Here is a 13946-nt window from a genome sequence, read left to right on the forward strand (position 1 = left end):
CGGGTGTGACGAACCGCCCGCCGAGCATGCCCCTGCGGACGGATAGGCTCGTGAGCATGAGCGAGACCCCGGACAGCGCCGTCCGCACCTACATCGAGCAGCACCGCGCCGCCTTCCTCGACGACCTCTCCGCATGGCTGCGCATCCCCTCCGTGTCGGCACAGCCCGATCACGCGCCCGATGTACGGCGCAGCGCCGACTGGCTCGCCGCCAAGCTCCGGGAGACCGGTTTCCCGACCGCCGAGGTCTGGCAGACCCCGGGCGCCCCGGCCGTCTACGCCGAGTGGCCCTCGGGCGACCCCCAGGCGCCCACCGTCCTCGTCTACGGCCACCACGACGTCCAGCCCGCCGCCCGCGAGGACGGCTGGGACAGCGACCCCTTCGAGCCGGTCGTCCGCGGGAACCGCCTCTACGCGCGCGGGGCGGCCGACGACAAGGGACAGGTGTTCTTCCACACGCTCGGCGTCCGCGCCCACCTCGCCGCCACCGGCCGCACCGCCCCCGCGGTCAACCTCAAGCTGCTGGTCGAGGGCGAGGAGGAATCCGGCTCCCCGCACTTCCGGGCCCTGGTGGAGGAGCGCGCGGAGCGGCTCACCGCGGACGCCGTCATCGTCTCCGACACCGGCATGTGGTCCGAGGACACCCCGACCGTGTGCACCGGCATGCGCGGCCTCGCCGAGTGCGAGATCCGCCTGTACGGCCCCGACCAGGACATCCACTCCGGGTCCTTCGGCGGCGCCGTGCCCAACCCGGCCACCGCCGCAGCCCGCCTGGTCGCCGCCCTCCACGACGAGCACGCGCGCGTGGCGGTCCCCGGCTTCTACGACGGCATCGTCGAGCTGACCGACCGCGAGCGCGAGCTGTTCGCCGAGCTGCCCTTCGACGAGGAGCGCTGGCTGCGCACCGCCAAGTCCCACGCCACCCACGGCGAGGCCGGGCTGACCACCCTGGAGCGCATCTGGGCCCGCCCGACCGCCGAGGTCAACGGCATCGGCGGCGGCTACCAGGGCCCCGGCAGCAAGACGATCATCCCCTCCTCGGCGATGGTGAAGCTGTCCTTCCGGCTGGTCGCCGGCCAGGACCCCGACCACATCGAGAAGGCCGTCCGCGACTGGGCCGCCGAGCAGGTGCCCGCCGGCATCCGGTGCGAGATCGACTTCGGGTCGGCCACGCGCCCGTGCCTGACCCCGCTCGACCACCCGGCCCTGCAGTCCGTGGTCCGCGCCATGGGCCGAGCCTTCGAAGGACCGGTCCGCTTCACCCGCGAGGGTGGCTCCGGACCCGCGGCGGATCTCCAGGAGGTCCTGGGCGCGCCCGTGCTCTTCCTGGGCATCTCCGTCCCCTCCGACGGCTGGCACGCCCCCAACGAGAAGGTGGAACTGGACCTCCTCCTCAAAGGCGTCGAGACCAGTGCCCACCTCTGGGGCGACCTGGCCGGCACCTGGCGCCCCACGCCCTGACCGTCCGGCGCCGTACGGACGGGCGTCACGCGCGGGGCACACTGGAAGGAACCGTCCCGCGCGTCCCGCCCCCGCCCGGCCCGGTGCCCCGCGCCCTACGTCCCGCCGAACCGTCCGCCGATACGAACCGCCGCACTGGGGGAGTTGGAAGCACCCGTGACCACCTGGACCGACGACACAGCCGACCGACCCATCTCGCTGACCGCACCGAGCGGCATCGACCGCGCCGCCCACCACCGGCTGGACGAGGCCTGGCTCGCGGCGGCGTGGAGCCACCCCACGACCCGCTGCTTCGTGGTCTCCGGGGGCCAGGTGCTCATCGACGAGACCGCGGACGGGCGGACCGAACTCGTCATGACGCCGTCCTTCGAGGCCCCGCTCACCGAGGCACACCGCTACTTCCTCGGCATCGACGAGGAGGGAGTCAGCTACTTCGCGCTGCAGAAGGACACCCTGCCCGGCCGCATCGACCAGTCCGCCCGCCCCGCGGGTCTGCGCGAGGCCGGCCTGCTGCTGCCGCCGCGCGACGCCGGGCTCATGGTGCACGCGGTCGGCCTGGAGAACTGGCAGCGCACCCACCGCTTCTGCTCCCGCTGCGGCGAGCGCACCGTCATCGCCGCGGCCGGCCACATCCGCCGCTGCCCGGCCTGCGGCGCCGAGCACTACCCGCGCACCGACCCGGCCGTGATCATGTCCGTGACCGACGCGGACGACCGCATCCTGCTCGGCCGCCAGGTGCACTGGCCCGAGGGCCGTTTCTCCACGCTCGCCGGCTTCGTCGAGCCCGGCGAGTCCGTCGAGCAGGCGGTGCGCCGCGAGGTCTGCGAGGAGGTCGGCGTCACCGTCGGCCCGGTCGAGTACGTCGCCAGCCAGCCCTGGCCCTTCCCGTCCAGCCTGATGCTCGGCTTCACGGCCCGCGCCACCTCGACCGCGATCACCGTCGACGGCGACGAGATCCACGAGGCCCGCTGGTTCTCCCGCGAGGAGCTGCACGACGCCTTCGAGACCGGCGAGGTGCTGCCGCCCTACGGCATCTCCATCGCCGCCCGCCTGATCGAGATGTGGTACGGCAAGCCGCTGCCGACGCGCAGCGCGTTCTGATCCTGTCACCGGCGACCCGCGACCGCGGACACCCCGCCCGCCCCTCGGGGCAGGCGGGGTCCCGCCGTCTCAGGGGAGCAGGGGGCGCCCCTCCCTCGCGGCCTCGAAGTGCTCGTCCCGGAGCGCGTCCTCACCGTGCTCGGCGACGAAGGCCCGCACCCGGCCGAGAGGGCTGTCCGGCGGGGGCGGTTCCTCGCTGATCGTGAAGCCCAGGATCTGCGCCCAGAACGCGGCGCCCACGTCCTGCGGATTGTTCATGTCCATGCCGCGCACACTAGTGCTGCGGCCGGGAAGGTTCGCCGGGAAGCTCGCGACGTCCGGTGCGGTGCATCGCAAGGCGGAGCATCATCCGCGTACTGGATGTACTCGGGTGCTGCGACAACGCGGCGAGGTGCCGTGCCGGGCGTCGCGAGCCGGTGAACCTTCCCGGTCGCAGCACTAGACGGAGGGTCCGACAAGGGGCGGCACACGAAACCCCCGACCGCCGTCAGGCGCCGTCGGGGGTTCCGTGTGTGCGGGGATCAGGCCGTGAGGGCCTGCTTCACCTGGGCGAGGCTCGGGTTGGTCATCACGACCTCGCTGCTGCCGGAGCCGGGGACCACGCGCACCGTGGGAACCGTCTGGTTTCCGCCGTTCGCCTTCTCCACGAACGCGGCGGACTCGGGGTCCTGCTCGATGTTGATCTCGGTGTAGGCGATGCCCTCCCGGTCCAGCTGGCTCTTCAGCCGCCGGCAGTAGCCGCACCAAGTCGTGCTGTACATCGTCACAGTGCCCTGCATGCTCGCGCTCCTCAGGCAGCTCGTAAAACAGATCGTCCACGGGGAAGAACACAAGTCGTCGGCCCGCCATTCCCGCGGGGGGTATACATCCCCGACTGTGACATCTGCCGCATTCGTACGACCATCGGCACCCCCCTGTGGACAACCGGCACGGCACTCTCCGGCGACCTGGCAGCATGGCGGTGTGACAGCAGCAACGCCTTCCACCCTCTTCCCGCAGGCACCGGAGTCGGCCGACGCGGTGCTCGAAGGGCTCGACCCCGAGCAGCGCGAAGTGGCCACCGCCCTGCACGGGCCGGTGTGCGTGCTGGCCGGAGCGGGCACGGGCAAGACGCGGGCGATCACCCACCGCATCGCCTACGGGGTGCGCGCCGGCATCCTGCAGCCGTCGAGCGTGCTCGCCGTCACCTTCACCAGCCGCGCCGCCGGGGAGATGCGCGGCCGGCTCCGCCAGCTCGGTGCGCACGGCGTCCAGGCCCGCACCTTCCACTCCGCCGCCCTGCGCCAGCTGCAGTACTTCTGGCCGAAAGCGATCGGTGGCGGCATGCCCCGGCTCGTCGACCGCAAGATCCAGCTCGTCGCCGACGCGGCCGCCGCCTGTGGCACCCGGCTCGACCGGAACGAGCTGCGGGACGTCACCGCCGAGATCGAATGGTCCAAGGTCACCCAGACCGTCCCCGCCGACTACCCCTACGCGGCCGCGAAGGCCGGCCGCGAGGCCCCGCGCGACCCCGCCGAGATCGCCCACCTCTACGCCGCCTACGAGGACCTCAAGCGCGACCGCGCCGTGATCGACTTCGAGGACGTCCTGCTGCTGACCGTCGCCGTCCTCCAGGACCGGCACGACGTCGCCGAACAGGTCCGCGCGCAGTACCAGCACTTCGTCGTCGACGAGTACCAGGACGTCAGCCCCCTGCAGCAGCGGCTGCTGGAGCTGTGGCTCGGCGACCGCGACAACCTCTGCGTCGTCGGCGACGCCGGCCAGACCATCTACTCGTTCACGGGAGCAACGCCGGACCACCTCCTCGACTTCTGCGCCCGGCACCCCGGCGCCACCGTCGTGAAGCTGGTCCGCGACTACCGCTCCACCCCCCAGGTCGTCCGCCTCGCCAACGGGCTGCTCGCGCAGGCCCGCGGCCGCGCCGCCGACCACCGGCTGGAACTGGTCTCCCAGCGGCCCGCGGGCCCCGAGCCCGGCTACACCGAGTACACCGACGAGCCCGCCGAGGCCGAGGGAGCCGCCCGCCGCATCCGCGAGCTGATCGACGCGGGCGTCCCGGCCGCCGAGATCGCCGTCCTCTTCCGTACCAACGCCCAGTCCGAGACCTACGAGCAGGCCCTCGCCGACGCCGGGGTGCCCTACCAGCTGCGCGGCGCCGAGCGCTTCTTCGACCGGCCCGAGGTGCGCAAGGCGGGCGTCGCCCTGCGCGGCGCTGCCCGCTTCGGCGGCAACGACTCCCTGCTGGACGACGCGGTGGACCTGCCCTCGCAGGTGCGTGCCGTGCTGTCCGGTGAGGGCTGGACCAGCGAGCCGCCGGCCGGCTCGGGCGCCGTCAGGGAACGCTGGGAGTCACTGGCCGCGCTGGTCAACCTGGCCCACGACCTCGCCGCCGCCAGGCCCGGTGCCACCCTCGGCGACTTCGTGACGGAACTGGACGAGCGCGCGGGCGCCCAGCACGCCCCGACCGTCCAGGGCGTCACCCTCGCCTCCCTGCACGCGGCCAAGGGCCTGGAGTGGGACGTCGTCTTCCTGGTCGGCGTCGCCGAGGGCATGCTGCCCATCACCTACGCCAGGACCGACGAGCAGATCGAGGAGGAACGCCGGCTCCTCTATGTCGGCGTGACCCGTGCGAGGGAACGGCTCCACGTCTCCTGGGCCCTGTCCCGCTCGCCCGGGGGGCGCGCCAACCGCAGGCCGAGCCGCTTCCTCGACGGGCTGCGCCCCGGCACCACGCCCACGGCCGGCCGTACGGGTCCCGCGGGTGGCGGCGGCGTCGAGCGGGGAAGCGCCGGGGGCCCCGGCGCCGCTCCCCGGCGCGCCCAGCGGACCCCGGCCCGCTGCCGGGTCTGCGGACGCACCCTCACCGACGCGGGCGAGATGAAGCTGATGCGGTGCGAGGACTGCCCCTCGGACATGGACGAAGGGCTCTACGAACGGCTCCGCGCGTGGCGGGCGGTCCAGGCCGAGCGCAGCGGGCAGCCGGACTTCTGCGTCTTCACCGACCGGACCCTCGTGGCCATCGCCGAGGCGCAGCCCGAGAGCCCCGCCGAACTCTCCCGCATCCCCGGCGTCCTCAGCCGCAAGCTGCGCAGCTACGGAGCCGACGTTCTGGCCATCTGCGCAGGCCGGGAGCCCGTCGGGGACGGCGGGAGCGACTGATGCGAACTCGTCGAAAAAATAGTTTGCGCATGCCCCGGCAATCCCCATAGGTTCTAGGCACGGAAGCAGCGGCCTTCTCCAAGACCGCGGTTCCGTGTTGTACTTGCATATCCGAACGGGCTGGTTGACCCCAGTCCTTGAGACGCCGAGAGGAGGCGAGTCCAGTGATCAGCATCTACGCCAGCACCATCAGCACGGCCAAACTGACCGATCGCTCGGCCGTCTCCACGTGCATGCTCGGCGTCTCGGGCAAGGGCACCGGTCTGTCCGGCATTCGTGCCGTGCGTCCGGAGTCCTCCCTGTCTCTCGCGGGCCTTCCCGTTCGCGAGGGCAATGAGCGACCGACCAAGGCACTGGAAGCGGTAGAGGCACGGGCGCATGCCTATGCCTTCGCGGCGGCCGGTGCCGGATTCCGCAAGCAGACGACGCAGCACCACCTGATGTGGGCCTTCCGTGGGCCAGAACCCTGGAGTGATCCAGCCTGATCTCGATCAGGCCGGCGCCTTCAGGGCCGCGGAACCCCACCCGGGATCCGCGGCCCTTCTGTTTTCCCTCAAACGGGACGACGGAGCGAAGGGGCCTCGGGACAGGAAAAGAACCCGGTACCACGCCGACACCCGGTCAACCGGCCGGAACGACCAGACGAGGAAGACCAACCGTGCAACTCGAAGCGCACGCCCCGTCCGTACCGCCTTCACAAACGATCCCCCCGCCCGGCCTCACGGAGGACTCCACCTTGACCCCCCTCACCGCGCTCACCGCGCTCGACGACGCCATCGAGAACCTCGGCGTACCCGTCCCCTGCCGCTCCTACGACCCGGAGGTCTTCTTCGCCGAGTCGCCCGCGGACGTCGAGTACGCCAAGTCCCTCTGCCGTACCTGCCCGCTGATGGAGGCATGCCTCGCCGGCGCCAAGGAGCGGCGTGAGCCCTGGGGCGTCTGGGGTGGCGAGCTGTTCGTCCAGGGTGTCGTCGTCGCCCGCAAGCGGCCGCGTGGCCGCCCGCGCAAGAACCCGGTCACGGCATGAACACCGCAGGAACGATCGACCGCCCCCTCACGCACGACCCCAAGAAGCAGGCCCCGATGAAGCCGTCCACCAGCGAGCACGCAGGCTCCGCGACCACAGACTTCACCACCACCGGCGCTACCGAAGCGCGTCAGAACAGGAACCGAGAAATGCAACTCATGCAAGAAGCCCTGGCCCGTGCGCATATGCACGAGCGACTCGACGGCGCCGCGCGCGAGCGCCGGGCCATGCGCCTGGTGGTCGCCCAGCGGATGCAGCGCCGGGCCGAGCGCGCCTCGCTGCGTGCCCGCCGCGCGCTCGCCATGGCCGTCATGCAGTAAGCCTCACACCCGAAGAAGCGGTGGCCTCCCGGCCCAGGGAGGCGAAGCCTTCCCGCGGGGGCCGGTCCGTCCGAACGGACCGGCCCCCGCGGTGCGTTGTGCCCGGCGGCCGGGCACCCCCGCATCAGGCCTCCGCCGCCGACTCCTCCTCGGCCGGCTCGCCGCCGGGGACGAATCCCGGCAGCCACTCCTCCAGTTCCTCCCGCAGCCGTACCGTGGCGCCCAGCTGGCACAGCACCCCGATCGTGCTGAGCGTCACCCGGTGGATCAGCAGATAGGCGGGCGGCAGGTTGAGCCGCTTGCCCAGTTGGTAGGCGGGGGACCGGGGGTCGGCGACGCGGGCGGCCTGGCCGCGCATCCAGGAGCGGGTGAAGGTGAACTCCTCGGCCCGGGCCGGCTCGATGATCGGCAGCAGGTAGTCGAGCACCGCGTCGGGGTCTAGCTCTATGGACTCCTTCACGAAGCCTTCCGCGCACAGGAGTTCGTAGACGGTCTCGGCGTCGCCGTCCAGCGTCAGCCTGAGCGAGACGCCGATCGGCGAGGGCAGGCCGCCGGGGAGCCGGTCGACCGTGCCGAAGTCCAGGACGCCCAGGCGCCAGTCGTCCTCGCCGGCCGGACCGCCGGGGATCAGCCGGAAGTTGCCCGGATGCGGGTCGGCGTGCAGCAGGCCGGTGCGGGCCGGTCCCGAGAACAGGAAGCGGGCCAGGAGCTGGCCGGCCCGGTCGCGCTGCTCCTCGGTGCCGTCCGCGATGACCTCGGACAGCGGGATGCCGTCGATCCACTCGGTCACCAGGACCTGATCGCTCTGGTGCACCACCGACGGCACCACCACGTCCGGGTCGTCCGCGAACTCCTCCGCGTGCGCGGCCTGGGCCTGGGCCTCCAGCCCGTAGTCCAGCTCCTCGGAGACGCGGTCCTTCAGTTCCGCGATGAGCGGCTTGATGTCCATGCCGGGGATGAGCGGTCCCAGCAGCCGGGCGAAGCGGCTCAGCTGACCGAGGTCGGACAGCAGGGCCTCGCCGGCACCGGGGTACTGCACCTTGACGGCCACCTCGCGGCCGTCGTGCCAGACCGCCCGGTGCACCTGGCCGATCGAGGCGGCCGCCGCCGGCTTGTCCTCGAACTCCTCGAACAGCTCCCGCCAGTCCGGCCCCAGCCGCTCCTCCAGCACCGCGTGCACGGTGCGGGTCGGCATCGGGGGCGCCGCTTCCTGGAGCTTGGTCAGAGCCGCACGGTAGGGGCCGGCGATCTCCTCGGGCAGCGCGGACTCGAAGACGGACATCGCCTGCCCGAACTTCATGGCGCCGCCCTTGAGCTCCCCGAGCACCTTGAACAGCTGCTCGGCCGTGCGCTGCTGCAGCTCCCGGCCGACGATCTCCGCGGACTCGCCCACGATCCGCTTGCCCAGCCCCCAGGTGGCCCGGCCGGCGAAGCCGAGCGGGAGCGCGGCGAGCTTGGCGGTCCGGGTGACCGCCTTCCGTGGAAGATCAGACATGCGCCCTCCAAGTCACAGTCGGCCGCGCCGCACCTGCCGCGCGTCGCCGCTCCGTCGACGGCCTTTGCACCGCCATTGTCCCGCGCGGCTGTCCGCCGCTTGGGGAGTGCTCCCGGTCAGCTCTGCGCGCCGCGCCGCACCCGCACGCCGGATGCGGCTCGACCGGCCGGGAATGCCAGTTCAGACCGGGTACGGACATCTCCCAGCGGGCTCCCAGACTCGACGGCGACCCGCCGTCGAGGAAGGCCAGGGCGTGCGCCGCGGCCAGCCCGGCGACCGCCGAGGCCAGCGTCAGGTCGCAGGCCCCGGTCCGGCGGGCGCGGCCGGAGCGCCACTGGGAGAGGAGTCTGGGCCAGGCCGCGTCCCGGTCCGTGCGGTCCTCGTGCAGACAACCCGCGCAGCCCGACTCGCCGGGCAGGACGAGCGGACCCACCACCCCGGTGCCCTCCACGACACCGGCGTACAGGTGCGGCGTTCCGGAGGCCATCAGCGGCTCGGCGGTGAGCGGGTCCGGTGCGTGCACGGCCACGTCGTCCCGCGGCGCGAAGACCACCAGGGAGAGGCCGGGGTCCGTGGCGCCCGAGCCGCGGGAGTGGGGGTGACGCGGCGGCCGGTCCGGTGCCGCGCGGCGGACCGCGGCACGGGCGGCCGCGTCCCGGCGCTCCCCGAGGGACTCGGCGGGCAGTCCGCCCGGTGCCACGTCCCAGGGCTCGACACGGCCGGCGTCGCGTACGTCGACCTCGCCGACGCCGGCGCCCGACAGCACCGACGCCAGCAGGGCGCCCACCCGCCCGGCGCCCCGCACCCGCACCCGCAGGGTGCGGCGGGCGGCGAGCCGGGCGAGCGCGCCGCCCGGCTCGGAGGTGGTCAGGGTCAGGGAGGCGATATCGGGGCGCAGCCGGCGCAGGACGTCCTCCTTGCCCCGCATGGCCTCGGCGGCCGGCCCGCCGCCGCGCGCGTCGTCGACCAGGCCCGCGCCGGCCAGCCGCCGCACCAGTTCGTCGGCACGGCCCTCCGGCAGGTCCATGCGGCGGGCCTCCTCGCGCAGCAGGGGCAGCCCGCGGGTGCCGTTGAGCAGCTCCAGGAAGCCGCCCGTCGGCTTGTCCACGGGACCGAGCGTCACCGCGTGCGCCGGGGTCATCCCGAACTGCACGGTGTCGAGATCGCGCCAGCCGCGCCGCAGCGCCGTCTTCACCATCGGATGCATGACTGACCCCCTTTCCCGTCGGCACATCACGGAACATCCGTCCGCCGGCGCGACCGGTGAGGCTCCGCCGACGCCTGCCAGCATGCACGGCCCGGGCCCCGCATGCCGAGAGTTGTCCACAAGTGCGCGATGTTCGTCATATGAATCATTCGGGATGAGATGGTGCAAAAAGGACTCTAGGGCTGGTCGTACGAATCAAACGCATGGTGGGGCATCGGCAGCCAACCACCCGGGAGCCGGGACTTCGGCCGTGCGCAGCGGGTAACGTCGGGGCGTGCCCGCCGACCCCCTGCACCGCGCCGGACAGCAACAGCGCAGCACGACGAGCCAGCCGCCCGGCGGCTCGGGGGCGAGCCCGATCGAGGTCCGCAGGAGTGACCGGCGCCGCCGCACGGTCTCCGCGTACCGAGAGGGCGATCGCACCGTCGTGCTGATCCCCGCCCGGATGACGAAGGCGGAGGAGCAGCGCTGGGTGACCGTCATGCTCGACAAGCTCGCCGCCCAGGAGAGCAAGCGCCAACTGGGCGACGCCGAGCTGGCCGAGCGCGCCGAGCGGCTGTCGGCCCAGTACTTCGGCGGCCGGGCCCGGCCCGTCTCCGTGCGCTGGGTCACCAACCAGAACACCCGCTGGGGCTCGTGCACCCCGGCCGAGGGCAGCATCCGGCTCTCGCACCGCCTGCAGGGCATGCCCGAGTACGTGATCGACTACGTGCTCTGCCACGAGCTGGCGCATCTGCTGGTGCCCGGTCACGGCCCCGGCTTCTGGCGGCTGCTGGAGGCCTATCCGCGCACCGAGCGCGCCCGCGGCTACCTCGAAGGGGTGGTCGCCGCCGAACGGCTGCCGCACGTGCCCGGCGCGCGCGGCCGGTGAGCGTCCCGGCCGCCCGGCACAGGTGAGCGGCCGACCGCGATTGTGTACCGGCTCTGTACCGACCAGCCCCGGCGGGGGCCGATACCGGCCATTGCCGTTAGCCTGGCGCGACGCACTCGCATTCGGGATGGGGGACGGTCGTAACGCATGGCCAGGGAATTCCAACGCGGCCACAAGGCCAGGATCAGTGACCTCACGGCGGGCACGGATCTGTACGTAGGCGTGCAGATCTCCGCCCCCGGACTGACCTTCGACATCAGCTGCTTCGGTCTGGACGCCGACGAGCGCCTGTCGGACGACCGGTACTTCGTCTTCTTCAACCAGCCGAAGACGCCGGAGGAGTCCGTCCAGCTGCTGGGTGCCCAGGCGGGCGACACGGAGTCCTTCCGGGTCACGCTCGACCGGATCCCGTCGCACATCCGCAAGCTGTCGTTCACGGCGACCCTCGACGGCGCCGGGCAGATGTCGCAGATCGCACCCGGACACCTGCGCATCGTGGCGGGCGGCGAAGAGGTCGCCCGGTACTCCTTCAGCGGCTCGGAGTTCTCCACCGAGCGGGCCGTGATGCTCGGCGACTTCTACTTCAAGGACGGCTGGCGCTTCGCGGCCGTCGGCCAGGGCTTCGACGGCGGTCTGGACGCGCTGCTGAGGAACTTCGGCGGCGAGGTGCTGGAGGAGGAGGCGCCCGCGGCCCCGCAAGCCCCGCAGACCGGCGCCGCGCCGGGCTTCGCGCCGCCCGCCCAGGCCGCGGCACCGCCCGCGTTCGGAGCCCCGGCGGCCCCGGCTCCCGCTCCGGCACCCGCCCCCGTGCCGCAGGCCGCCCCGGCCCCCGCGCCGCAGGGCTTCGCGCCGCCGCCCGGCCACACGCCGCCCCCGGCCCCCGCGCCGAACATGCACGCCGCGCCGACGGTCATCGCCCCGCTGGCCCCGCCGGCCGGCGCCGCCGTCCCGCCCCCGGCGCCCTACGGCCAGCCGCCCCAGCAGCCGTCGTACGGCGGACAGCCCGGCGCGCCGCTGCCGCCCGGATACGGCCGGCAGCCGCCCTCCCACGGCGGCCAGCCGGCCGCGCCCATGCCCCCCGGCTACGGCCAGGTCCCCGGCCAGCAGGCCGCGCCCTACGGAGTGCCGCAGGCCGCCCCGCAGGGCGGTGCCGGAGTGACGGCCGCGCTCCAGGCGTTCAAGGAGACGCCGACCGGCCAGCGCTGGACGCAGCAGAACAAGAAGCTCATCCGCGTCGACCTCGGCATCGGCGGCCAGCCGGTGCTGGCCCGGCAGGGCAGCATGGTGCTCTACCAGGGCAAGGTCGACTTCGGCTACAAGGGCGCCGGGTTCGCCGGCCGGATCGTCGGCAACGCCACCGGCCAGGAGATGCAGCTGATGCGCTGCACCGGCCAGGGCCAGGTGTTCCTCGCCGAGAACTCCGCCCACCTGCACCCGGTCGAGCTGCAGGGCGACGCCATCTGCGTGTCGGCCGAGAACGTCCTCGCCTTCGACGAGAGCCTGAGTTACGAGGTCCGCCGCGTCGAGGGCCACGGCATCCCCGGCGGCGCGCTGTTCACCATGCAGTTCCAGGGCACCGGCACGATCGTCGTCAAGACGCACGGCACGCCCGTGGTGCTGCCGGTCACGCCGACCACCTTCGCCGACTGCAACGCCGTCGTCGCCTGGTCGGCCGCCTCCCAGGTGATCGTCTCCAGCCAGGTCCGGATGCGCCGCAACGCCTACCCGGGCGACACCGGAGAGAGCGTCAACCTCCAGTTCCGGGGCGCGCCCGGCAACTTCATCGTCGTCCAGCCGTACGAGGTCTGAGGGAGCCCGTCATGAACCAGCCGCTCGCGGGCTACGCCCCCGCACCCGTCACCGCCCGCATGGAGAACCACGGCAACCACATGCTGAAGGTCGCCATGCAGACCGGCAACGACCTCCTCGCGCGCGTGGGCTCGATGGTCGCCTACGAAGGCTTCATCCAGTACGAGCCCAACCCGCCGGCCGTCCGCCAGATCGCCCGTGACTGGATGACCGGCGAGGGCGCCCCGCTGATGAAGTGCTCCGGCGACGGCCTGCTCTACCTCGCCGACTACGGCGCCGACGTGGTCGTGATCAACCTCAACGGCGACGGCATCTCCGTCAACGCCACCAACCTCCTCGCCTTCGACGCCCACCTGAGCTGGGGCGTGGAGCGGGTGAAGGGGCTCGCGAAGTTCGCCGGGCAGGGCCTGTGGAACACGAAGATCTCCGGGCAGGGCTGGGTCGCGCTGACCTCCCGCGGCAAGCCGATCGTCGTCGACTGCGGCGGCGGCGAGGACGAGACCTACGTCGACCCCGACGCGCTCGTCGCCTGGTCCCCGAACCTGAAGGTGAAGGGCAAGCGCAGCTTCAAGGCGCAGTCGCTGATCGGCCGGGGCAGCGGCGAGGCCTACCAGATGGCCTTCTCCGGCCAGGGCATCGTCGTCGTCCAGCCCAGTGAGGACAGCACCGACCGCCTCCGGGTCCGGGGCTGAGGGGGAGCCAGAACATCATGCAGAGCCCGCTTTTCGCCCACAACGACTCGCAGACCCAGGAGCGCTGGAGCCTGCAGAACAAGCAGATGCTCCGCGTCACCCTGGAGGGCCACGACGACATCCTCGCCCGCAAGGGCACCATGGTGGCCTACCAGGGACTCGTCGAGTTCGACGCCGAGTACCGAAGCAACAACCAGGCACGCGCGCGTGCGCACACCGGTGAGGGCCTGGACCTGATGCGCTGTCACGGCCAGGGCATCGTCTACCTCGCCAACCTCGCCCAGCACGTGCACCTCATGGACGTCGAGCAGGACGGGCTGACCGTCGACAGCTCCTACGTCCTCGCCATGGACTCCTCGCTGCACCACGAGGTCATCGCCGTCGACAGCCTCTACGGCATCTCCGGCTCCGGGAAGTACCAGCTGAACATCACCGGGCGCGGCAGGGTCGCCCTGATGACCTCGGGCGCGCCGCTGCTGATGCAGGTCACGCCCGACAGGTACGTCAACTGCGACGCGGACGCGATCGTCGCCTGGTCCACCGGGCTGCGCGTGCAGATGCAGGCGCAGACGCACTCGTCCGGTGTGTGGCGCAGGCGCGGCAGCACCGGGGAGGGCTGGGAGCTGAGCTTCATGGGCTCCGGGTTCGCGCTCGTCCAGCCGAGTGAGCTGCTGCCGCCGCAGAACGCGCAGATCGGTCAGGGGATCGCCGCGCAGTTCGGCATGGGGCAGCAGGGCGCGCGTGGGCAGAACCAGGGCAACGTCTGGAGTTGAGAGGCGCGCGAGGGGCGACCGCGAGGGCGGTC

The 13946-nt window shown here is 72.6% G+C and carries 14 protein-coding genes; 10 read left to right on the top strand and 4 right to left on the bottom strand.

Going from position 1 to position 13946, the window contains the following annotated elements:
- Positions 1–56 precede the first annotated feature (56 nt).
- Together IE177_RS02895 and nudC are read left to right on the top strand one after the other, a co-directional pair.
- Positions 57–1460: a dipeptidase gene (locus IE177_RS02895; protein ID WP_190013090.1), complete on the top strand. Its 1404-nt coding sequence runs from the start codon at positions 57–59 to the stop codon at positions 1458–1460.
- 156 nt (positions 1461–1616) lie between these two features.
- The gene (nudC, locus tag IE177_RS02900; RefSeq protein WP_190013091.1) at positions 1617–2561 is read left to right on the top strand and encodes an NAD(+) diphosphatase; all 945 of its coding nucleotides are present in this window, start codon (positions 1617–1619) and stop codon (positions 2559–2561) included.
- A gap of 69 nt (positions 2562–2630) precedes the next feature.
- Here nudC and IE177_RS02905 read toward each other — a convergent pair whose 3' ends face one another.
- Complete coding sequence (locus IE177_RS02905) at positions 2631–2825, bottom strand: hypothetical protein (protein ID WP_190013092.1); 195 nt, start codon at positions 2823–2825, stop codon at positions 2631–2633.
- A 257-nt stretch (positions 2826–3082) separates the two neighbouring features.
- Positions 3083–3340, bottom strand: coding sequence for a mycoredoxin (locus tag IE177_RS02910; RefSeq protein WP_190013093.1), 258 nt, complete (start codon positions 3338–3340; stop codon positions 3083–3085).
- 184 nt (positions 3341–3524) lie between these two features.
- Between IE177_RS02910 and IE177_RS02915 the strand changes: the two genes are divergently transcribed.
- The 4 genes from IE177_RS02915 to IE177_RS02930 all read left to right on the top strand — a co-directional run bounded on the left by IE177_RS02915 (position 3525) and on the right by IE177_RS02930 (position 7067).
- Positions 3525–5720: an ATP-dependent DNA helicase UvrD2 gene (locus IE177_RS02915; protein ID WP_190013094.1), complete on the top strand. Its 2196-nt coding sequence runs from the start codon at positions 3525–3527 to the stop codon at positions 5718–5720.
- A 164-nt stretch (positions 5721–5884) separates the two neighbouring features.
- On the top strand, positions 5885–6205 hold the full coding sequence (locus IE177_RS02920) for a hypothetical protein (protein ID WP_190013095.1): 321 nt from the start codon (positions 5885–5887) through the stop codon (positions 6203–6205).
- A gap of 173 nt (positions 6206–6378) precedes the next feature.
- Positions 6379–6747 carry a WhiB family transcriptional regulator gene (locus tag IE177_RS02925; RefSeq protein WP_103817702.1) on the top strand — a complete coding sequence of 123 codons (369 nt, stop codon included), beginning with the start codon at positions 6379–6381 and terminating at the stop codon, positions 6745–6747.
- Complete coding sequence (locus tag IE177_RS02930; protein ID WP_190013096.1) at positions 6744–7067, top strand: putative WhiB-interacting protein; 324 nt, start codon at positions 6744–6746, stop codon at positions 7065–7067. Before IE177_RS02925 ends, IE177_RS02930 begins: the two co-directional genes overlap by 4 nt.
- A 124-nt stretch (positions 7068–7191) precedes the next feature.
- On the opposite strand, the gene IE177_RS02935 is transcribed toward IE177_RS02930, so the two are convergent.
- Both IE177_RS02935 and IE177_RS02940 read right to left on the bottom strand, forming a co-directional pair.
- The gene (locus tag IE177_RS02935) at positions 7192–8562 is read right to left on the bottom strand and encodes an ABC1 kinase family protein (protein WP_190013097.1); all 1371 of its coding nucleotides are present in this window, start codon (positions 8560–8562) and stop codon (positions 7192–7194) included.
- The gene (locus IE177_RS02940) at positions 8555–9769 is read right to left on the bottom strand and encodes a TOMM precursor leader peptide-binding protein (RefSeq protein ID WP_190013098.1); all 1215 of its coding nucleotides are present in this window, start codon (positions 9767–9769) and stop codon (positions 8555–8557) included. The genes IE177_RS02935 and IE177_RS02940 overlap by 8 nt, the downstream gene beginning before the upstream one ends.
- Before the next feature lie 274 nt (positions 9770–10043).
- On the opposite strand from IE177_RS02940, the gene IE177_RS02945 reads away from it, so the two are divergent.
- The 4 genes from IE177_RS02945 to IE177_RS02960 all read left to right on the top strand — a co-directional run bounded on the left by IE177_RS02945 (position 10044) and on the right by IE177_RS02960 (position 13914).
- Positions 10044–10640 (top strand): M48 metallopeptidase family protein, encoded by a 597-nt coding sequence (locus IE177_RS02945; RefSeq protein ID WP_190013099.1) that lies wholly within the window; start codon positions 10044–10046, stop codon positions 10638–10640.
- A gap of 147 nt (positions 10641–10787) precedes the next feature.
- A complete protein-coding gene (locus IE177_RS02950; protein WP_190013100.1) occupies positions 10788–12449 on the top strand; it encodes a TerD family protein in 1662 nt (553 codons plus the stop codon).
- An 11-nt stretch (positions 12450–12460) separates the two neighbouring features.
- Positions 12461–13141 carry an AIM24 family protein gene (locus IE177_RS02955; protein ID WP_190013101.1) on the top strand — a complete coding sequence of 227 codons (681 nt, stop codon included), beginning with the start codon at positions 12461–12463 and terminating at the stop codon, positions 13139–13141.
- Between the two features lie 17 nt (positions 13142–13158).
- A complete protein-coding gene (locus IE177_RS02960; protein WP_190013102.1) occupies positions 13159–13914 on the top strand; it encodes an AIM24 family protein in 756 nt (251 codons plus the stop codon).
- Positions 13915–13946: the final 32 nt, after the last annotated feature.

It is taken from the genome of Streptomyces lucensis JCM 4490, from assembly GCF_014650035.1.
GTDB lineage: Bacteria > Actinomycetota > Actinomycetes > Streptomycetales > Streptomycetaceae > Streptomyces > Streptomyces lucensis.